Origin of the sequence: Aequorivita nionensis (genome assembly GCF_046352995.1) — a bacterium.
Taxonomy (GTDB): domain Bacteria; phylum Bacteroidota; class Bacteroidia; order Flavobacteriales; family Flavobacteriaceae; genus Aequorivita; species Aequorivita nionensis.
The window spans coordinates 1127036-1146547 of sequence record NZ_CP130281.1; the positions used below are offsets into that span (position 1 = coordinate 1127036).

At 37.5% G+C, this 19512-nt stretch carries 20 protein-coding genes and 1 tRNA gene; 16 read left to right on the plus strand and 5 right to left on the minus strand.

Annotated features, from left to right (window positions below; translation table 11 throughout):
* Window positions 1-162: 162 nt before the first annotated feature.
* From Q2U82_RS05075 to Q2U82_RS05085, 3 genes are all read left to right on the plus strand, one after another.
* Complete coding sequence (locus tag Q2U82_RS05075) at window positions 163-2580, plus strand: TonB-dependent receptor domain-containing protein (protein ID WP_410006621.1); 2418 nt, start codon at window positions 163-165, stop codon at window positions 2578-2580.
* A 79-nt stretch (window positions 2581-2659) separates the two neighbouring features.
* The gene (gene dusB, locus Q2U82_RS05080) at window positions 2660-3652 is read left to right on the plus strand and encodes a tRNA dihydrouridine synthase DusB (protein WP_410006622.1); all 993 of its coding nucleotides are present in this window, start codon (window positions 2660-2662) and stop codon (window positions 3650-3652) included.
* Window positions 3653-3719: 67 nt separating this feature from the next.
* Window positions 3720-4376, plus strand: a complete 657-nt coding sequence (locus Q2U82_RS05085; protein ID WP_410006623.1) for an FAD-binding oxidoreductase — start codon at window positions 3720-3722, stop codon at window positions 4374-4376.
* A gap of 25 nt (window positions 4377-4401) precedes the next feature.
* On the opposite strand, the gene Q2U82_RS05090 is transcribed toward Q2U82_RS05085, so the two are convergent.
* On the minus strand, window positions 4402-5607 hold the full coding sequence (locus tag Q2U82_RS05090) for an ABC transporter permease (RefSeq protein ID WP_410006624.1): 1206 nt from the start codon (window positions 5605-5607) through the stop codon (window positions 4402-4404).
* 1 nt (window position 5608) lies between these two features.
* Complete coding sequence (gene rbfA, locus Q2U82_RS05095; RefSeq protein WP_410007130.1) at window positions 5609-6004, minus strand: 30S ribosome-binding factor RbfA; 396 nt, start codon at window positions 6002-6004, stop codon at window positions 5609-5611.
* Window positions 6005-6110: 106 nt separating this feature from the next.
* Between rbfA and mce the strand changes: the two genes are divergently transcribed.
* The 3 genes from mce (at window position 6111) to Q2U82_RS05110 (ending at window position 7077) form a co-directional block, all read left to right on the plus strand.
* Window positions 6111-6518 carry a methylmalonyl-CoA epimerase gene (gene mce, locus Q2U82_RS05100; protein WP_410006625.1) on the plus strand — a complete coding sequence of 136 codons (408 nt, stop codon included), beginning with the start codon at window positions 6111-6113 and terminating at the stop codon, window positions 6516-6518.
* Between the two features lie 119 nt (window positions 6519-6637).
* Window positions 6638-6711: transfer RNA gene (locus tag Q2U82_RS05105), tRNA-Ile, on the plus strand.
* A 168-nt stretch (window positions 6712-6879) separates the two neighbouring features.
* The gene (locus tag Q2U82_RS05110) at window positions 6880-7077 is read left to right on the plus strand and encodes a hypothetical protein (protein ID WP_410006626.1); all 198 of its coding nucleotides are present in this window, start codon (window positions 6880-6882) and stop codon (window positions 7075-7077) included.
* Here the strand turns inward: Q2U82_RS05110 and Q2U82_RS05115 are convergent.
* Window positions 7058-7645: a riboflavin synthase gene (locus tag Q2U82_RS05115; protein WP_410006627.1), complete on the minus strand. Its 588-nt coding sequence runs from the start codon at window positions 7643-7645 to the stop codon at window positions 7058-7060. The genes Q2U82_RS05110 and Q2U82_RS05115 overlap by 20 nt on opposite strands.
* 56 nt (window positions 7646-7701) lie before the next feature.
* On the opposite strand from Q2U82_RS05115, the gene pdxA reads away from it, so the two are divergent.
* The 9 genes from pdxA (at window position 7702) to Q2U82_RS05160 (ending at window position 15165) form a co-directional block, all read left to right on the plus strand.
* Window positions 7702-8763 (plus strand): 4-hydroxythreonine-4-phosphate dehydrogenase PdxA, encoded by a 1062-nt coding sequence (gene pdxA, locus Q2U82_RS05120; protein WP_410006628.1) that lies wholly within the window; start codon window positions 7702-7704, stop codon window positions 8761-8763.
* Between the two features lie 81 nt (window positions 8764-8844).
* Window positions 8845-9390: a YceD family protein gene (locus tag Q2U82_RS05125; protein WP_068762056.1), complete on the plus strand. Its 546-nt coding sequence runs from the start codon at window positions 8845-8847 to the stop codon at window positions 9388-9390.
* Between the two features lie 9 nt (window positions 9391-9399).
* Window positions 9400-9597, plus strand: coding sequence for a 50S ribosomal protein L32 (gene rpmF / locus Q2U82_RS05130; RefSeq protein WP_068762055.1), 198 nt, complete (start codon window positions 9400-9402; stop codon window positions 9595-9597).
* A 171-nt stretch (window positions 9598-9768) separates the two neighbouring features.
* Complete coding sequence (locus Q2U82_RS05135) at window positions 9769-10767, plus strand: beta-ketoacyl-ACP synthase III (RefSeq protein ID WP_410006630.1); 999 nt, start codon at window positions 9769-9771, stop codon at window positions 10765-10767.
* A gap of 36 nt (window positions 10768-10803) precedes the next feature.
* Window positions 10804-11298: an acetyl-CoA carboxylase biotin carboxyl carrier protein gene (gene accB, locus Q2U82_RS05140; protein WP_410006631.1), complete on the plus strand. Its 495-nt coding sequence runs from the start codon at window positions 10804-10806 to the stop codon at window positions 11296-11298.
* A gap of 80 nt (window positions 11299-11378) precedes the next feature.
* Window positions 11379-12731 (plus strand): acetyl-CoA carboxylase biotin carboxylase subunit, encoded by a 1353-nt coding sequence (gene accC / locus Q2U82_RS05145; protein ID WP_410006632.1) that lies wholly within the window; start codon window positions 11379-11381, stop codon window positions 12729-12731.
* An 88-nt stretch (window positions 12732-12819) separates the two neighbouring features.
* Window positions 12820-13938 carry an NAD(P)/FAD-dependent oxidoreductase gene (locus tag Q2U82_RS05150; RefSeq protein WP_410006633.1) on the plus strand — a complete coding sequence of 373 codons (1119 nt, stop codon included), beginning with the start codon at window positions 12820-12822 and terminating at the stop codon, window positions 13936-13938.
* A 52-nt stretch (window positions 13939-13990) separates the two neighbouring features.
* Window positions 13991-14710, plus strand: a complete 720-nt coding sequence (gene mtgA / locus Q2U82_RS05155; protein WP_410006634.1) for a monofunctional biosynthetic peptidoglycan transglycosylase — start codon at window positions 13991-13993, stop codon at window positions 14708-14710.
* Complete coding sequence (locus tag Q2U82_RS05160) at window positions 14707-15165, plus strand: 3-oxoacyl-ACP synthase (protein WP_410006635.1); 459 nt, start codon at window positions 14707-14709, stop codon at window positions 15163-15165. Before mtgA ends, Q2U82_RS05160 begins: the two co-directional genes overlap by 4 nt.
* Window positions 15166-15174: 9 nt before the next feature.
* On the opposite strand, the gene Q2U82_RS05165 is transcribed toward Q2U82_RS05160, so the two are convergent.
* Window positions 15175-17400, minus strand: coding sequence for an FUSC family membrane protein (locus Q2U82_RS05165; protein ID WP_410006636.1), 2226 nt, complete (start codon window positions 17398-17400; stop codon window positions 15175-15177).
* 162 nt (window positions 17401-17562) lie between these two features.
* On the opposite strand from Q2U82_RS05165, the gene Q2U82_RS05170 reads away from it, so the two are divergent.
* The gene (locus Q2U82_RS05170; protein WP_410006637.1) at window positions 17563-18558 is read left to right on the plus strand and encodes an NADP-dependent oxidoreductase; all 996 of its coding nucleotides are present in this window, start codon (window positions 17563-17565) and stop codon (window positions 18556-18558) included.
* Here the strand turns inward: Q2U82_RS05170 and Q2U82_RS05175 are convergent.
* On the minus strand, window positions 18555-19508 hold the full coding sequence (locus Q2U82_RS05175; protein WP_410006638.1) for an ABC transporter ATP-binding protein: 954 nt from the start codon (window positions 19506-19508) through the stop codon (window positions 18555-18557). The genes Q2U82_RS05170 and Q2U82_RS05175 overlap by 4 nt on opposite strands.
* Between the last annotated feature and the right edge of the window lie 4 nt (window positions 19509-19512).

The following is a 19512-nucleotide window of genomic DNA, read 5'->3' on the forward strand; positions in this document are numbered from 1 at the left end:
TATATTTTGATTAAAACACTTAAAATTAATGCTTCATGATAGTTTTTGTTTAATATATTTTTAACATATTTGTATTATAAAGCTGTAATTCAGCTAGGTTTATTTGTTTTCTCCCCAAGAAAAATTAAGGAACTGATGTCGCCCCAGATATCTACTTATGTCATGATAAGATTATTTATATTTTTGTGCTGCCTTCAGGGCGGTGTTTTGATGGCACAGGACTTTTCAGTTTCTGGAAAAGTAACCAATGCAGAAAATACTCCTTTATCATTTGTTAACGTGCTAGTCTATGAGGCCGAATCTGAAACTCCTTCTAAAGGAACTACTACTGACGAAGATGGCTCTTTTATACTGAAAGGTTTAAAGCAGGGAAGCTATAATTTCAACTTCAGTTATATTGGTTTTGAAGATTATAATAAATCTATAGAGCTTACTTCAAATAAAAACTTTGGCAATGTCATTCTCAATGAAAGTTCTGAAATGCTGGATGAAACAGTTATTTCTGCAAAATTGCCAACAATAAAAAAAACTGGGGGTAAATTGGTTTTTAATGTTGAAAACACGTCATTTTCCGTTGGTAGCACAATGGATCTTCTTAAAAAAACTCCCGGTGTTGTAGTGATAGGAGAAAATATTCAAGTGAAGTTTTCTTCGCCTATAATTTATATCAATGGCAAAAGGGTCTATTTATCTTCTTCGGAAGTGGCTTCACTTTTGGAAAACACCGATGCTGCTTACATAAAATCTGTTGAGGTTATAACAAACCCTTCTGCAAAGTATGATGCTGAAGCTGGTACAGTACTGAATATTATTACAACAAAAGCTATTTCTATAGGTTACAAAGGTTCTGTAGATGCCACTTATGAACAAGGTGTGTACCCAAAATACAAATTTGGAACTTCACATTTTTACAAGAATGACTGGCTGAATGTTTACACCAGTTATACCTTCGGAAAAAGGAGGGAGTATAAAGAAGATGATAACTATGTCCGGTTTTTTGAACAGGACGAGGTTTCAATCAAATCTATTTGGGAAACAAAATTTGATCGAACCACAGAGTATGAAAACCATAATGGAAATCTTGTTTTAGATTTTACGCTGAACGAAAAAAATTCACTCAGTTTTACGTCAAACATTTCCCTAACGCCAAAAGTTAACTATAATAACAACGGAAAGTCTTTGATTTATAACCCACTAAAGCAAGTAGATTCAACCATAACCACACTTAGTTCTGTAAATTATGAGAAAGACAACCTTGCTTTTGGTTTGGACTACAGCAAGAAACTCAATGAAAAAGGGGCTACATTTTCCGCATCAGCAAATTATATTTTTTATAATAATTTACAGAGCCAAAGTGTGAGTTCTGATTATTTTTTAACAAATAATGAATTTTCAAGAAACAACAGTTTTTACTCAGAATTAAAGCAGAAAAGCAACATTTTTACTGGTCAAGCCGATGTTTCAACAATGCTTTGGGGCGGAACGTTTGAAACTGGTCTCAAATTTAGCAACGTTAACACGGAAAGCAAACAGGATTTTTTCGACAAAGAAAACAGTATAAATATTTTCAATAATTCGCTGTCTGATGATTTCAATTACAAAGAAAATATATTTGCAGAATACATAAATTTTGAAAGAGAATGGGAGAAATGGCGTATTACAGCTGGCCTTCGTGGTGAATATACTGATATTGAAGCTGATTCCCGTTCTTTAGGACAAGTGAACAATCAAGACTATTTTGATATTTTTCCATCGGCGTCCTTTCATTACACTATAAATGAAAACAATGGTATTGGACTAAGCTATAGCAGAAGCATAGAGCGCCCCCGCTATCAGAGTTTGAATCCTTTTAAATATTTCATAACCGAAAGAGATATTCAAAGCGGCAATCCAAGCTTGGTTCCCGCAATTGAGGATAAAATTACATTGTCAATTGATCATAAGGGAAAACTGTTTTTTGAACTATATTTTGAAAATGTTGAAAACAGTTTGGACGCACTCACATTTCAAAATAACAACAATAGTAGCTTGGAAAGAGTGGATGCCAATTTGATCAAAAGTTATCAATATGCTTTTGATGTTACTTACTTTAATTCACTCAACTCGTGGTGGTGGTTGCATTTTACTACCTCTAGCTTTTATTTAGCCAATGAATTTTATGCTCTCGAAAGCAGAGAAGAGAAATACACCAATGACACTTTTGGGCAATATCTATTTCTTACCAATCATTTTACACTTTCAAAAGACCGTTCTTTTACGGCTGATCTTACGGGAAAATATATTTCAAATTTTGTTTTTGGAAATCGATATTTCAAAAATCAGAGCTTTGTAAATATTTCTTTCAGAAAAGATCTTTGGAATAAACGCGCAAGCTTGACATTAGGTGTGGATGATATTTTTGATACGTTGAAAGATATGGCCTCAACCTCACGTTATTATAATCAAGACAATTATTTTTATACAAATTTAGAATACAGATTGTTTCGCTTAGGTTTCAAATATAACTTCGGAAATGCTCGACTTCGCGACAATAGCAAACAAATAAAAACTGACGAAGGTGATAGGCTGGAGGGCAAATAACCTTGTGTAATCAAGATAAAATCTTTTCAAATCTTATTTTACTGATATTTACTACTTTTGCAGTTCCAAAAAGAAAGAATTGCCAAAAATAGCAAACATACAACTGCCAGACTTTCCATTGTTGCTCGCGCCAATGGAAGATGTGAGTGACCCACCTTTCCGCGCACTTTGCAAGGAACAGGGCGCTGATGTGGTTTTTACTGAATTCATCTCTTCCGAAGGGCTTATTCGCGATGCTGCAAAAAGCGTAATGAAGCTTGATATTTACGAAAAGGAGCGTCCCGTAGGCATACAAATTTTCGGTGCAGTTTTAGAATCTATGCTTCGCAGTGTTGAAATAGTTGAAGCCAGTGGGCCAGATATGATTGACATTAACTTTGGCTGTCCCGTGAAAAAAGTAGTTTCAAAAGGTGCCGGCGCAGGAATTTTAAAAGATATCGATTTAATGGTAAGCCTTACCGAAGCCATGGTAAAGCACACCAAACTTCCCATTACCGTAAAAACCCGCTTGGGGTGGGATCACGATTCCATTAAAATTATGGAAGTTGCCGAACGTTTACAGGATGTAGGCTGCCAAGCTTTGTCTATTCACGGTCGTACCCGCGCTCAAATGTATAAAGGCGATGCGGACTGGAAACCCATTGCCGATGTAAAAAACAATCCGCGAATGCACATTCCCATCTTTGGGAATGGCGATGTGGACACGCCCGAAAAAGCGATGGAAATGCGCGATAAATACGGTTTGGACGGCGCAATGATAGGTAGAGCAAGTATTGGATACCCATGGTTTTTTAAGGAAGTAAAGCACTATTTTAAAACAGGAGAACATTTGCCGCCACCAACAATGGCAGAGCGGGTTGAAGCCGCCAAACGCCACCTGCAAATGGCGATAGATTGGAAAGGCGAAACTCTTGGCGTTTTTGAAACCCGCCGCCACTATACCAACTATTTTAAAGGAATTCCAAACTTTAAGGAATACCGGATGAAAATGGTAACCAGCGATGATTCTGCCTCAGTTTTTGAGGCTTTTGATGAAGTTTTGGAAGTATTTGGGGATTATGAATTCGCTTAAGTGGTTTATGAATTTTAAGTATTTTTATCTATAAATCCTTTTTATCTTTGGATTCCAAACTATCATAATGCAAAGGCTCAAAATACGCAACACCCATTATATTACCCATGACGTTAAAAGCTTTGTATTGGAAAAGCCTAAAGGCTTTAAATACACCCCCGGACAATCTGCACATATCTCCATCAATCTGCCAGACTGGAAGGACCAAATACGCCCTTTTACCTTTACTTCATTACAGCATTGGGACTATCTGGAATTTATCATAAAAATTTACGAAGAACACAATGGTGTAACGGCACAATTGGGCAAGCTCAAAACGGGTGACGAGCTATTACTTCACGATGTATATGGAACAATTCATTATAAAGGCCCTGGTATATTTATTGCGGGCGGTACGGGTATTACTCCTTTTATAGCAATTTTTAGGGCGCTTTTTGAAAGTGGAAATTTGCGTAATCTTGCGCTATTATATTCAAATAAAACCACAGACGACATTATTTTACACGAAGAATTGACAAAAATGTTGGGTCCAGCTTATGCAAATGTATTCACTCAAGAAGGTGTGATTGGTTTTCGCGAGCGCAGGATTGATCGTAAATTTCTTATTGAAACGATTGGAGATTTTAACTCACGTTTTTATGTTTGCGGTCCTCAGGTTTTTACAGAAGAAATTTGTAATGCGTTGATAAGTTTGGGGGCAGATCCAGAATTTCTTATCATATAAATCAAAGTAATTAAACTTTCCCAGATTAAAGCAATAGTTTCTCCCGAACTCTATTTGATGCAATTTTTGAAGCTATAATCCCTAAAACACTAATTGTAACAAAAACAACTACAACATTTATCAGATTCAGTTTTACGGGATAAGGCAGGGTGCTGGTTATGGCAACGAATTCAAATTTTAATTGTGCCAGTACTGCAAGAACTCCTAGAAAAATTCCAAATAATCCGCCAAGTACAGTCATTAATGTACCTTGTAAGAAAAATATACGACGTATTTCAGGAAGTGAAGCACCCATATTGTAGAGCGTTTTTATATTTTTTCGCTTGTCCAAAATCATCATAATTATAGAGCCAATTACGTTGAAAAGTGCGATAATTAAAACTAAAGTGAAAATTAAATACACAGCAATGTTTTCAGTATTTAACATTTTGTATAGCGCGTCGTTTTGTTGGATTCGGTTTTTAATTTGAATTCCTTTGGGAAAAATTTTCTCGATTTGGGTTCTCACATTTTCTTCGGAAGCGTTTGGCGAAAGCTTCATTTCAATGGAAGAAATTTTAGTGCTGTCCAACGATAGAAGGTTTCTAGCAAAATCCAAATCAGAAAAAACATATTTTGTGTCTAAATCCTCGTTAACTTGATAAACACCAGAAACCACAACGTTTTCTTTATGGAAAGCATCTGAAGGATCTAGCGCATTTAGTTGTCCCGTTCCTGGTTTTGGCACATAGATTTCCAATAAATCTGAATAATCATTCACACCCATAGACAGTTTTGCAATTGTGGAAAGGCCAACCACCACTTGGTGTTCGTTAGGGGTAAACCATTCTCCAAAATACATAATACTGTCCAGTTTGGTCACTTTTCCATAGAGGGAATCCACGCCTTTAATGTAGGCGATGTGGTTTTTCCCTTTGTAATGAAGAAAAACTCGCTCCTCAATGATTTCTGAAAAATTTTGAATTCCTTCAATTTTATGAAACTGCGCCTTTTGTGCTTCCGAAAATGTAATCGTTTTTCCGCTTTCGGGCAGAATTTTTAAGTCGCTATCAAATTCATTGGTAAACTGAAGGCTGAAATCCTTTAAGCCCGAAAACCCTGAAAGTACTATAAATAAAGACATCGCACCTACCACCACGCCAACTGCCGCAATACTTGTAATAATATTGATGGCGTTATTGCTACTTTTTGAAAATAGATAGCGCTTGGCGATGTAGAGCGAAAAATTCAAGTTATGATTTTTTTCTTTTCGGAAGTAAATCTGGGTTTTTCAAAGGGTTTTCCTCACCTTTCACGGCTTTATCAATCTTTTCTATGTATTCCAAAGAATCATCATTATAAAAAGAAAGATCTGGCATTTTTCGTAATTGGTGCTTTGTAAGTTGCGCAATTTGGTGCTTTATATTTGGCTTATTTTTATTGAGCTCAGCAACAATTGCTTCGGCTTTATCTGCCGGAAAAACACTCACATAAACCTTTGAAATAGAAAGGTCTGTGGTTACACTCACTTTGCTAACTGAAATAATAATGCCCATTTGCCCTGCTTCGCGAAGCATATTTTGCAGCACGTTAGCAAGATCGTTCTGCAAAACACTGGCTATTTTTTTTTGTCTGTTACTTTCTTCCATACTGCAAAAATAGAACATAAAACCGTACGGAATGTTAATGAAGCCACAAGCTTGTTGAAATTCAATGGAATTAAGTTTGTATTTTTGAACCAACAAAGAAGAATATATGGAGAAAATTGAACATATAGGTATTGCGGTAAAGAACATTTCTGAAGCTAACAAAATATATGAAGCACTTTTGGGAAGTTCACCCTACAAAAGCGAAAAAGTGGAAAGCGAAGGCGTTGAAACTTCCTTTTTTCGATGCGGGGAAAGTAAAATTGAGCTATTGGAAGCTTCAAATTCTGACAGTCCAATTGCAAAATTTATAGAAAAAAGAGGGGAAGGAATACATCACATTGCTTTTGCTGTGAACGATATTAAAGCAGAGATGGAACGGCTTAAAAGCGAGGGATTTATACTGCTAAATGAAGTTCCAAAAAAAGGAGCAGATAATAAGTTAGTGGCCTTTCTTCACCCCAAATCTGCTAATGGAGTATTAGTAGAGCTTTGCCAAGAAATTGAGAATATCTAAAAATTGTTTTGCTGTATTTGTAAAGTGTTTTACATTTGCAATCCTGTTATTTATCCAATAACATTGAGTTTATAGACAGAGATGGAAATTGGATAATTAAAATTTTTTAAAACAGAAACGGTCCCATAGCTCAGCTGGTTAGAGCATCTGACTCATAATCAGAGGGTCCATGGTTCGAGCCCATGTGGGACCACTTTTTTTAAATGTCCAATAAAGACTAAGGTAAAAATCCGATTAAAAGACAATTTTCACGATTAAAATGAGTTATTAACCATTCAATAACTCATTTTTTATTTGAGGATAAAAAAAAATTATTACTTTAGGCGCATAATTACGATCCCCAAGTCGTTAATGAACAACCATGGCATCACTTATTTATAATGTTTTAATATTTGCTATTCAGTCCCAAGGACCACCCCCGCCAGCTGGTGGAACTGGTTCAAGAGGACCCCAATTGCCTATAGACGAAAATATTTGGATTCTTCTTGCGATGGGCATTTTTCTTGGTATTTATATAATTTATAAAAGAAACCGTTCTTCTATAAATAAGGCATCATAAGGTTTTTTAGATACTTCCCAATAATATCAAACTCTAAGTTTACTTCGCTTCCTGCTTTAATTTCTTTAAAATTTGTATTCTCCAAAGTGTAAGGTATAATAGCGACACTAAACTCTCCTTTTTTAGAATTTACAACCGTTAAACTAACCCCATTCACTGTGACGGAGCCTTTTTCCACAGTACTGAATTCTGAATTGTTGTATTGAAAAGTAAAAATCCAGCTACCGTTTGCATCTTCTACGGTTTTACAACTAGCAGTTCCATCCACATGGCCTTGCACAATGTGGCCGTCAAGTCTGTCGCCCAATTTCATTGCTCTTTCCAAGTTAACCAGAGAACCTTTATTCAAGTTTTTAAGGTTTGTTTTATCCAAGGTTTCTTTAATGGCAGTAACAATGTAGGTAGCTTCTTTTATCTGCACAACCGTTAAACACACCCCGTTGTGAGATACACTTTGATCTATTTTCAATTCCTGTGTCAGCGGACTGCTTATTTCTAAATGAAGATTTTCGCCTTCTTGGGTAAGTCCGACTATTTCGCCAACGGCTTCAATAATTCCTGTAAACATTGTAGTATTTAGTTACATTTGTAATGCAAAAGTAACAATTAAAAAAGCTAAACATAATGAGCGTAGAGGACAAAATAGTGGTCGGCATTTCAATAGGCGATATCAACGGGATTGGAAGCGAAATAATTCTGAAAACATTTGAAGATTCGCGCATGCTGGAGTTTTGCACCCCTGTTATTTTTGCTTCGGTGAAGTTGATGTCTTTTTTCAAAAAACATTATGAAATAGATATCAATTTCCACGGAATTGATAAAATTGAAGATCTTGTTCCGAAGAAAATAAATGTGCTGAATGTTTGGAAAGAACATGTTGATGTTACTTTTGGCGAAGAAAACCAAGTGGGAGGGGAATATGCCATTAAATCTTTGAAGGCAGCCGTTGCAGCTTTAAAGGAAAGTAAAATTGATGCGTTGGTTACTGCGCCAATTAACAAAAGCAACATTCAATCCGAGAGTTTCAATTTCCCAGGCCATACCGATTATTTAGCACAAGAACTGAAAGGCGAAAGCTTGATGCTTTTAATTTCTGAAGATTTGCGCGTTGGACTTTTAACGGATCACGTTGCGGTAAAAGACGTTGTAAAAAATATAACCCGAGAGCGGATTGACAAAAAGATTAATACCATTTATCATACTTTAATTGAAGACTTCGGAATTGAAATGCCTAAAATAGCTGTTTTAGGAATCAACCCACATACTGGCGATAATGGGGTGATTGGTGATGAAGATGACACACTTTTACGTCCAGCTTTGGACAATATTCGCAAAAACGGAAAAATGGTTTTTGGGCCGTATGCCGCAGATAGCTTTTTCGGCTCTGGCAATTACAAAAATTTTGACGCAATTATTGCTTCCTATCACGATCAAGGATTAATACCTTTTAAAACACTTGCTTTTGGAAAAGGTGTGAACTTCACTGCTGGACTTAATCGTATTCGGACTTCGCCAGATCACGGAACTGCTTTTGATTTGGCGGGGAAAAATGTGGCAAATTTTGAATCATTTCGCGAAGCAGTTTTCAGTGCAGTATCCATTTTTGAAAAACGCAAGGAATATCTAGAAATCTCCAAAAATCCGCTTCAAACTTCACGCAAAAGGAGCTTCTCAAAAAAGAAATAAAAAAACTAATTGCTATTCAAATAATTTTTTATCTTTGCACCCGCCTTATCCGTAAGGTTAAGGTCTTAAATAGGTGTGAAAATGAAGGATTTGAAAGAGTTTACCATCCCTTTCGTAGGGCTGAAATTAGGAAAACACCAGTTTAACTTTGAATTAAAAAAAGCGTTCTTTGAGCATTTTGAGTATGACGAATTTAATGACGCTGCCATTAATCTCGATGTACTGCTGGAAAAAATGAGCACGTTATTAGAGTTCACATTAACATTTAATGGAACCGTTAACGTTGCTTGCGATATTACAAATGAACCCTTTGATCAAGAGATTTCGGGTACTTATAGTTTCGTTGTAAAATTCGGTGAGGAATATAATGATGAAAATGAAGATTTGCTCATTTTGCCCCACGGAAGCTATGAAGTGAATATCCAGCAATACGTTTATGAAACTATTGTGTTGGCTTTACCCTCCAAAAGAATTCATCCCGGAGTAAAAGACGGTACATTAAAAAGCGACATACTCGACAAACTTGAAGAATTAAGTCCGAAAGCGATAGACGAAGAAGAAACGCCGGAAGACGATAAAACAGATCCCCGATGGGATTCATTAAAAAAACTATTAACGGATAAATAATAAATAGCAATGGCACATCCTAAGAGAAAAATCTCGAAAACAAGAAGAGATAAGAGAAGAACGCATTACAAAGCTACTGCACCTACAATTGCAACAGACCCAACAACGGGTGAGTCGCACCTTTTCCACAGAGCACATTGGCACGAAGGAAAAATGTACTACCGTGGTCAAGTTGTAATTGATGCAACTGAGCAGGCAGAAGCATAACAGTATATAATTTTAATAAAAACTCTCACCCTACCGTGAGGGTTTTTTTGTTTTTTAACTTTGCAAAAAGTCAAAAACAACTTAATTAGTGCCGAATTTCAAGTAAAATTTAGTAATTTTCACTCTTTTTAAAAGATTTTTGGTCTTTTTTGTGAATTTTAATTCAGCTTTATGAATACTATCACGGCAGCTATTACCGCTGTAGGGAGCTACGTTCCAGAGTACGTTCTCTCCAACAAAATTCTGGAAACAATGGTCGATACCAATGACGAATGGATCACCAGCAGAACCGGAATTAAGGAAAGAAGAATATTAAAGGATAAAGACAAAGGCACTTCCTATCTTGCTATCCAAGCAGCAAAAGACCTTCTTCGAAAAAGCAATACAGATCCCGCTGAAATTGATATGGTTATCATGGCAACGGCAACACCAGATATGCCCGTTGCTGCCACAGGAGTTTATGTAGCTACACAAATTGGCGCTGTAAATGCTTTTTCCTATGATTTAGTTGCGGCCTGTTCCAGCTTTCTTTTCGGAATGTCAACCGCAGCGCGATATATTGAATCTGGAAAATATAAAAAAGTACTTCTAATTGGCGCAGATAAAATGTCGTCAATTATTGATTATACAGATAGAACCACCTGTATCATTTTTGGTGATGGAGGCGGTGCTGTTTTATTTGAGCCAAATACCGATGGACTTGGCGTAAAAGATGAATACCTTCGTACGGATGGTATTGGCAGACCTTTTCTAAAAATTGATGCTGGAGGTTCATTGCTTCCTGCTTCAAATGAAACGGTGAATAATAAACAACATTACGTTTTTCAGGAAGGCAAAACTGTTTTCAAATTTGCCGTTTCAAATATGGCAGATGTTTGTGAAAAAGTGATGCAACGAAATAATTTATCAGGCGAAGATGTAAATTGGCTCGTACCGCACCAAGCCAATAAGCGCATTATTGATGCTGCAGCTTCGCGAATGAAACTTCCCGAAGAAAAAGTAATGATGAACATACACAAATACGGCAATACAACTTCTGCAACTTTGCCGCTTTGTTTGGCAGATTACGAAAAACAATTAAAAAAAGGAGATAATTTGATATTTGCTTCCTTCGGTGGGGGCTTTACTTGGGGCGCCGTTTATTTGAAATGGGCCTATGATTCAAAATAAATTTTAACCAACCCAAAAGACTAAATTTTCTAAATTATGGATATAAAGGACATTCAAAACCTGATCAAGTTTGTGGCAAAAAGTGGTGCCAGCGAAGTAAAACTTGAAACCGATGACATAAAGATCACGATCAAAACAGGATCTGAAAATGATAGGGGTGAAACCACCTACATTCAGCAAATTCCAACCATGGCGCAACCGCAAATGCAAATGCAGCCTCAGGCTTCTGCAACGCAACAACAACAAGCTGCACCTTCAACAGAAGTTACTTCAGAAGCAACAGATTCAAAATTCATCACTATTAAGTCGCCAATCATCGGTACTTTCTACAGAAAACCTTCTCCGGACAAACCTGTTTTTGTTGAGGTGGGAAGCACTATCAGTACTGGTGATGTGCTTTGTGTAATTGAAGCGATGAAACTTTTTAACGAAATTGAAAGTGAAGTTTCCGGAAAAATTGTAAAAGTTTTGGTTGATGACTCTTCACCCGTTGAATTTGATCAACCTTTATTTTTAGTAGATCCATCATAAATGTAAACTCCAGATCACAAGTTCCAAATTCCAAATATATTGGGATTTGAAAATTTGGGATTTGTTATTTAAGAAAAGTTATGTTTAAAAAGATATTGATTGCAAATAGGGGCGAAATTGCACTGCGAATTATCCGCACCTGCCGCGAGATGGGTATAAAAACTGTAGCTGTTTATTCAACAGCAGATGCCGAAAGTCTCCACGTTCGGTTTGCAGACGAAGCGGTTTGCATTGGACCGCCGCCAAGTAATTTGAGCTACCTAAAAATGTCAAACATTATCGCCGCTGCGGAAATTACCAATGCAGACGCGATTCACCCAGGATACGGATTTCTCTCCGAAAATGCCAAATTTTCAAAAATCTGTCAGGAGCACGGCATAAAATTCATTGGCGCTTCCCCAGAAATGATTGAGCGCATGGGCGATAAAGCTTCAGCAAAAGCCACAATGAAGGCCGCCGGCGTACCAACTGTTCCAGGGAGTGAAGGCATTATAGAATCTTTCGAAAAGTGTGAAAAACTTGCAGAAGAAGTTGGCTATCCAGTAATGCTAAAAGCCACTGCAGGTGGTGGTGGAAAAGGAATGCGCGCCGTTTGGAAGAAGGACGAGCTAAAAAAAGCTTGGGATAGCGCCCGTCAAGAGGCTGCAGCAGCATTCGGAAATGACGGCATGTATATGGAAAAGCTCATTGAGGAGCCACGCCATATTGAAATTCAAATTGTGGGCGATAGCACCGGAAGAGCTTGTCACTTAAGTGAACGCGATTGCTCCATTCAGCGCCGTCATCAGAAGCTTACCGAGGAAACTCCAAGCCCATTTATGACGAAAAAACTTCGAACAGATATGGGGAATGCAGCTGTAAAAGCCGCAGAATTCATTAAATATGAAGGCGCAGGAACTATAGAATTTTTGGTTGACAAACACCGTAATTTCTACTTTATGGAAATGAACACCCGTATTCAGGTAGAACATCCAATTACTGAACAGGTAATTGATTACGACTTAATACGCGAACAAATTTTGGTTGCCGCTGGAGTGCCTATTTCTGGAAAAAATTATACGCCACAATTGCACGCCATAGAATGCAGAATAAACGCGGAAGATCCATATAATGATTTTCGCCCTTCACCAGGAAAAATAACCGTTTTACACGCTCCGGGAGGCCACGGCGTACGTTTGGACACACACGTATATGCAGGTTATACAATTGTACCGAATTATGATTCCATGATTGCTAAACTTATCACTACCGCACAAACTCGCGAAGAAGCAATCAACAAAATGAAACGCGCTTTGGATGAATTCGTGATTGAAGGTATAAAGACTACAATCCCGTTTCACCGTCAGTTAATGGATGAGCCAGATTATGTGGCTGGAAATTACACCACGGCGTTTATGAATACTTTTAAAATGAACGAACCTGAAGAGGAATAGTTCTTTTTAAGCCACAAACTACAAGCACCAAATTCCAAAAAACTTATCTTTGGTTTTCGGTGCTTTTTTACTTTGTAATTTCTTTATTATGAATCTTTCTTTTTGGGAACACAAAACGTGGTTATCAAATATCGATTTTGCAGTAATCGGTAGCGGAATCGTAGGTTTAAGTTGTGCTTTGGAACTTCGAAGAAAGCATCCCAAAAGCAAAATTGTAGTCTTTGAACGCGGCCTGCTTCCCAGTGGCGCAAGTACAAAAAACGCCGGTTTTGCGTGTTTCGGAAGTATTTCTGAAATACTGGAAGATTTAAAAAATCATTCCGAAGAAGAAGTAATCCAACTTGTAAAAAGCAGAGTGGAGGGTTTAAAATTACTTCGAAATACTTTAGGCGATCAACAACTGGACTACAAAGAATACGGCGGCTACGAACTTTTTACTTTGGAAGATGCTGAACTTTTTGAAACCTGTAAATCAAAAATTGATTTTGTAAATGAATTGCTGAAATCTGTTTTTAAAGCTGAAGTTTTTTCAGAAAAAGAGAACCATTTCGGATTTGAAAATATTCAGCCAAAACTTATTTACAGTGCGTTTGAAGGACAGATTGACACCGGAAAAATGATGCTCAGCCTCATTAAAAAAGCTTCGGAAGAAAATATTTTGATATTGAATTCTTCTGAAATAACGAATATTTCAGACAATGGTGAATCAGTTTTACTTCAAGTGAATTCTTCCGAAGACATTTCAGTAAAAAAAGTTTTTATCGCCAATAACGGTTTTGCAAAGCAATTTTTAAACGAAGATGTAAAGCCAGCAAGGGCACAAGTTTTGGTCACCAAACCCATTGAAAATCTTCAAATAAAAGGAACATTTCACTTAGACAAAGGCTATTATTATTTCAGAAATATTGAGAATAGAATTCTATTTGGCGGCGGCAGAAACTTAGATTTCAAAGCTGAGGAAACTACCGAGATGCAACTGACAGAATTGGTGCAAAACAAGTTGGAGGAATTGCTTAAAACAGTAATTTTACCAACCCAATCTTTTGAAATTGACCATCGCTGGAGTGGGATTATGGGATTGGGGAAACAGAAAAAACCAATTGTAAAAATTGTTTCAGAAAACATTTTTTGTGGGGTTAGGCTTGGCGGAATGGGTGTTGCCATTGGCAGTTCAATCGGGAAACAATTGGCAGAATTAACTAATTAAATACATTCCCCGCTCCCTCCCCCTTTTTCGGGGAGGGTTGGGGAGGGGGCTTATGATAAAAAAATTATTCAAATTTATATTTAAACTCATTCTTTGGTTCTTCGGGCTTACGATTTTGTGGGTACTTATCTACAAATTCGTCCCGGTACCCTACACGCCTTTGATGGCAATCCGTTCTATTGAAGGCGATGAAAAATACCAAACCCGCCACGATTGGGTGCCGATTGAAGAAATTTCACCCTATCTGCAACTCGCCGTAATCTGTGCCGAAGATCAAACTTTTTTAAGCCATAGCGGGTTTGACCGTGAAGCAATTGAAAAAGCTTTGGAAAACAACGAAAAAGGAAAGAAACTCCGCGGCGGCAGTACAATCTCCCAACAGACCGCTAAAAATGCTTTTTTATGGCCAGGCCGAACTTGGTTTCGAAAGGGAATGGAGGCGTATTTCACCCTTTTGATTGAAACGCTTTGGAGCAAAGAACGTATTTTGGAAGTGTATTTAAACAGCGTAGAAATGGGCGATGGCGTTTTTGGCGCCGAAGCAGCTTCGCAATACTGGTTTAAAAAATCAGCAAAAAACCTTCGGATTGAAAATGCAGCTGCTATTGCCGCAATTTTGCCGAGTCCGCAAAGATATAAGGCCAATCCGCCCGGAAATTATGTTGCAAGGCGAACACAATGGATTGTCCGCCAAATGCGTTATTATGGCCCTTTTATATTGCAAAAGCAGGAACCCAAAGAAGATAAAAAGAAAACGAAAAAGAAGAAATGACCGCAGTAGAAATTAAAACCGAATTGCTGCAACACTGCCAAAAACAGGTTGACAACCGTTATTCAAAAATAAAACAAACCATTGCCGATATTGAAGATTCATTGCTTGAAGAATCTAAAAGCAGCAGCGGCGACAAACACGAAACTGGGCGCGCAATGCTTCAGATTGACCGAGAAAATGCTGGAAAACAATTGCAGGAAATTGAAAAAATAATTCCACTTCTCAAAAAAATAGATGTTAACGCAACTTCAGATTACGCGCGTTTGGGAAGTTTGGTTTATACGGATAGGTTTACTTATTTCATCAGCCTTTCCATTGGCACTGTTCCCATTGGGAAAACGGATTATTTATGTGTTGCCTTGAATTCACCAGTGGGTTTGCTTCTTTCGGGAAAGAAAAAAGGGGATGAATTCAATCTTAATGGAACTATTTATAAAATTACGAGTGTGAAATAAGCACCAATTTTAAAATTCCATTTCCCTTAAAAGTTTCGGCATTTTTTTACTCATCGCAAGCAACCATTTCAACTGTTCGCGGACTAAATGCGCTTCTTCAATTTTTAGATGGAAATCCTCTTTCGGTTTTTCGTCATCAGAAAATGTGATTTTTTTTCCATAAGTAGACTCAAAAATGTCTTCTGAATCTGGGTCACTTTTTTCAACTTCCAAAGAAATCTCTTCCTTTAAAATAGTTTCTGCATCCAAAAGATTTTGTACAATTTTAGATGAAACCTTATTGAAATTTTCCGAAGCGGGCGTTGTTGGATTGTTTAAAATATAAGTGCTCAGCGAAGCCAAGGAAGATAAAAAAGTGTGGTTGAGCATAGCAATTTCATAAAACTTGTCCAGGTTTTGCTGTTTCGATTTTGGTTCCTGCGTCATCCGTTGAAAAGCCGAACTGAGGTCAGACATTTCCAAAAAGGCTTTTTTTCGAGCCACTTTATATTGCGTGGGGACGTTTCCTTTTTTGTTGTAAAAGCTGATGATTTCTTCCAAATAAACACGATTCGCTTTAATAGTTTCAAGCAGGGTTTTTTGCATCCCCTGTATTTCCCAAGCGGGCCAAAGCAGCAAATTTCCTAAAGTTGCCAGCCCAGCGCCAATAAGGGTATCCGTAACCCGATACTGAATTACATTAAAAATATCCGGCCGTAAAAGTGCATAAATAAAAACCACACTCAGCGTAATAAACGTTGCCGCAGCCTTGTAATTTCGTTGCACCATCGAAAAGGCAATTACCAATGAAACAATTGCCAAAATGCCATAAACAGTTGTATTTTGAGTTAGTAACACAATACCGACCGCTAACGCACCACCAATCAAAGTTCCAATAGTTCGTTCTTTTGAACGTGTTTTTGTGAGACCGAAAGTTGGACGCATAATCACGATTAACGTAAGTAAAATCCAATATGGGTTTTGCACGGAAAACAGCATTCCCACACCGTAACCAATCATTGTCATTACCCCAAGGCGCAGAGAATGTTTAAAAATAGGGGAGCGCAAGTTGAAATTTTCAACCAAAACTTCAAAATCATAGTTTTCCTTCGTCAGAAATTTGCGGGAATCTTCCTTTTTTAACAAAGAAATCTCGCGCTGTGCTGGGTTTTTCAGCAACCATTCAATTTTTTCAATCTTCTTTATTTGCTCTTTTTGATATTTAAAAAGATTTCTCAGCATCAGCAAATTTTCATCAAAAGCTTTCTTTGATAAGCCATATTCGGAAATATCATTTTTTATATTTTTTTGGAATCCTTCAATTTTAGTATTATTTCGAATTCTTTTGGGAGTGGAAATATTATCGGCAATCACGTTCAATCTGCTGCTCATCGCGAAAAGCAAGCCTTGAAAATCTATCAATTGCTGTGGTTTCTTTTTAAAAAGTTCATCTGTTTTTGAATAGTCCACGGGGTTTGCCATAGCCAGTTCGAGCATATCCACCAATTGTACAAATATCAACATGCGCTTTCCTTCATACTCAGATTTTCCGGAACCTGTTCGGGTTGAAATCAATATATCGCGCAGGGTTTCGTGGGTTGTGGTAAGGTCGGTTTGGGTAGCCAACAACTTTTTTAATAACTCGCTGCGATCTGTTGTTTCAGCAACCAATTCGCCCCTAATTTTTAAATATTCGGCTGTAAGTTTTAGGGTTTTGGAAAGGTAATATTCCGTTGGTGCTTTCGGAAAAATGAAATGCCGAAGTAGCGAAAGTGCCGCATACCAAAGTCCACCGATGCCAATTAGCAGCATTCTTTCATAAGGTTCCATTCCGGTGGAAACGTTTGAAAAACTTAGCACCAACGCCAAAAGTCCCGAAAAACTTATAAGCGAAGCCCGAAATCCATAAATGGCGAGATAGGAAATACTGAACATTAAAATGCCCACAATGGGAAACAACAACCAAAGTGAAAGATGTAAATAACCACCAATCAAGCTGACGATCATTGCCAATAAAGTTGCAAATAAGATACCTGTGATTTTATGTCTGATGCTTCCGCTGACGTCACTGGGCGAGGCGAGCATGGCGCCAACGGTAATTGTAATTCCGATGGGCAACATGTCCATTTTCACCCCAAAAATTATTGGAACCGTAAGCGCAATTCCCAAAAGTATTGCTTTGGAAAAATCTGTGCTATTAAAGTATTCCGAAAGATCTTTAAAGGCTGTGGCTACTATGTTTTTTGAAGATTTCAAAAGCAATTGGTTTCAGAAGTTGCAAAGATATTGCGCCCAAAAGCGAAGTTCGTTAATCTTTTCAGAAATGTAAGTCTGTTATTCTTTTATTAAATAAAGATATAGGTTTGGGCAGTTGTGTTTTTATGTTTTAAATTTATGAAACTGAAATAAATAATACTGATGAATAAAGTAATCCTGCTGAAAAAACGGCCCGAAGGTAAACCTTCCTTAAATGATTTTGAGTTTACCGAAGAAGAAGAACCAAAAGCCAAAGACGGAGAAATTTTACTGAAAACGAAATACGTTTCCGTAGACCCATATTTACGCGGACGCATGCGGGACGAAAAATCATACATTCCGCCTTTTGAAGTCGGAAAGCCTTTGGAATCTGGTATTATTGCTGAGGTTATTGAATCGAATAACAAGAATTTTCAGAAAGGTGATTTCGTGAACGGAATGCTTCAGTGGAAACAATTCCAAACCTCAAATGGAAATGGTCTCAACAAAGTGGATGGTGAAAAAGCCCCGTTGAAAGCCTATTTGGGCATTTTGGGATTAACGGGAATCACCGCCTATCTCGGTCTTAAAAAAATAGGTAAACTTGAAAAGGGAGAGACGCTTTTAGTTTCTGGAGCCGCGGGCGCAGTGGGAAGCGTGGTTGGACAAATAGGAAAAATTAAAGGTTGCAGAGTAGTTGGAATTGCGGGCAGCGAAGAAAAAATTGACCGAATTCAAGAGAAATTTGGTTTTGATGCGGCGATAAATTATAAAACTGCGGACAATATGAAAAAGGCAATTGCCGAAACCTGTCCCGATGGCGTTGATGTGTATTTTGACAATGTGGGCGGAGAAATTCTGGACGCTGCTTTGATGAATATGAACAAATATGGAAGAGTAATCAACTGCGGCGCTATTTCAACTTATAACGATACAGAAAGACCAACAGGTCCACGGGTGGAAACTACGTTGATTAAAAACAGTATTTTAATGCAAGGTTTTACGGTACGCGATTTTGTAAAGGATTTCGGACCTGCACAAAAGCGATTGGCGCAGTGGATGGAGGAAGATAAGCTAACTTATATGGAAACGGTGGTGGAAGGTTTTGAAAATATTCCACAGGCTTTTATTGATCTTTTTGATGGAAAAAACAAAGGGAAGATGATAGTCGTGGTTTAATCTTTTTCTGAAATTTTCAAACTACATAGTTTGCCTTTTTTTAAAGAAATAGAGCTGTTGAAAAATATGGTTTCGTCTTTAAAAGTTGCTTCAACCAAAAAATGGGTTCCTTTGAAATAGGATTTTTTCACAATCACTTCAAGTGCTGTTTTTTCATCGGAAATTTCTAATTGATGCGGAAAAACAACCATTTTTTCAGAAGTTTCTTCGGAAGAAAACAGCTTTTTTGGAAGCACATTCGCTTCCCCAAAAAATCCAGCTTGATATTCTGTTGCAACATTTTTATAAATGAATTGCGGCGTTCCGAATAGTTCTTCAGTTCCGTTTTTCAACATTAAAATAGTATCTGAAAATGCCAAGGCTTCTTCACTGTCGTGGGTTGCGGTAATGCAGCTTATGTTATTTTCTTTCAGATAATTAAATATTTTTCGCTGTAATTTATTTTTTCTAAAAACATCAATATTGCTGAAAGGCTCATCCAGCAAAAGGATTTCAGGTTCGTTTGCCAAAGCTTTTGCTAAAGCCACGCGTTGTTTTTGTCCGCCGCTCAGGTTTTTTACCAATGTATTTTTGAAAGCTTCCATCTCTACTGCTTCCAATAAATCATCAATTCGGTTTTCGTCTTTTTCCTCATCCAATCGCGAAAGATGTGAACCCAGATTTTCGGCAACTGTTGTAAAAGGCATAATATTGAATTCCTGTGCCACGAGCTTCATAAAAGGTTCGCCGGGAATGAGGGTTTTGGTTGGGCCGAGCAGTTTTTTTTCGTTGTAGAAAATGGAGCCATTTTCCAAATGGAGCAAGCCGTAAACAAGATGTAAAAGTGTAGATTTGCCGCAGCCACTTTCACCTAAAATACTGAGATGTTCGCCAGGTTTAAGCGTGAAATGAATGTTCTTTAAAATGGTTTTTTCAGAATAGGAAAAGGAATCGATTTCAACTTTTAACATCAAA

Coding starts and splice junctions, on each gene's coding strand:
- Q2U82_RS05075 (WP_410006621.1), top strand. CDS start 163: ATGATAAGATTATTTATATTTTTGTGCTGCCTTCAGGGCGGTGTTTTG.
- Q2U82_RS05085 (WP_410006623.1), top strand. CDS start 3,720: ATGCAAAGGCTCAAAATACGCAACACCCATTATATTACCCATGACGTT.
- rbfA (WP_410007130.1), bottom strand. CDS start 6,004: ATGGAAGAAAGTAACAGACAAAAAAAAATAGCCAGTGTTTTGCAGAAC.
- mce (WP_410006625.1), top strand. CDS start 6,111: ATGGAGAAAATTGAACATATAGGTATTGCGGTAAAGAACATTTCTGAA.
- Q2U82_RS05110 (WP_410006626.1), top strand. CDS start 6,880: ATGGCATCACTTATTTATAATGTTTTAATATTTGCTATTCAGTCCCAA.
- Q2U82_RS05115 (WP_410006627.1), bottom strand. CDS start 7,645: ATGTTTACAGGAATTATTGAAGCCGTTGGCGAAATAGTCGGACTTACC.
- pdxA (WP_410006628.1), top strand. CDS start 7,702: ATGAGCGTAGAGGACAAAATAGTGGTCGGCATTTCAATAGGCGATATC.
- Q2U82_RS05125 (WP_068762056.1), top strand. CDS start 8,845: ATGAAGGATTTGAAAGAGTTTACCATCCCTTTCGTAGGGCTGAAATTA.
- rpmF (WP_068762055.1), top strand. CDS start 9,400: ATGGCACATCCTAAGAGAAAAATCTCGAAAACAAGAAGAGATAAGAGA.
- Q2U82_RS05135 (WP_410006630.1), top strand. CDS start 9,769: ATGAATACTATCACGGCAGCTATTACCGCTGTAGGGAGCTACGTTCCA.
- accB (WP_410006631.1), top strand. CDS start 10,804: ATGGATATAAAGGACATTCAAAACCTGATCAAGTTTGTGGCAAAAAGT.
- accC (WP_410006632.1), top strand. CDS start 11,379: ATGTTTAAAAAGATATTGATTGCAAATAGGGGCGAAATTGCACTGCGA.
- Q2U82_RS05150 (WP_410006633.1), top strand. CDS start 12,820: ATGAATCTTTCTTTTTGGGAACACAAAACGTGGTTATCAAATATCGAT.
- mtgA (WP_410006634.1), top strand. CDS start 13,991: ATGATAAAAAAATTATTCAAATTTATATTTAAACTCATTCTTTGGTTC.
- Q2U82_RS05160 (WP_410006635.1), top strand. CDS start 14,707: ATGACCGCAGTAGAAATTAAAACCGAATTGCTGCAACACTGCCAAAAA.
- Q2U82_RS05170 (WP_410006637.1), top strand. CDS start 17,563: ATGAATAAAGTAATCCTGCTGAAAAAACGGCCCGAAGGTAAACCTTCC.
- Q2U82_RS05175 (WP_410006638.1), bottom strand. CDS start 19,508: ATGTTAAAAGTTGAAATCGATTCCTTTTCCTATTCTGAAAAAACCATT.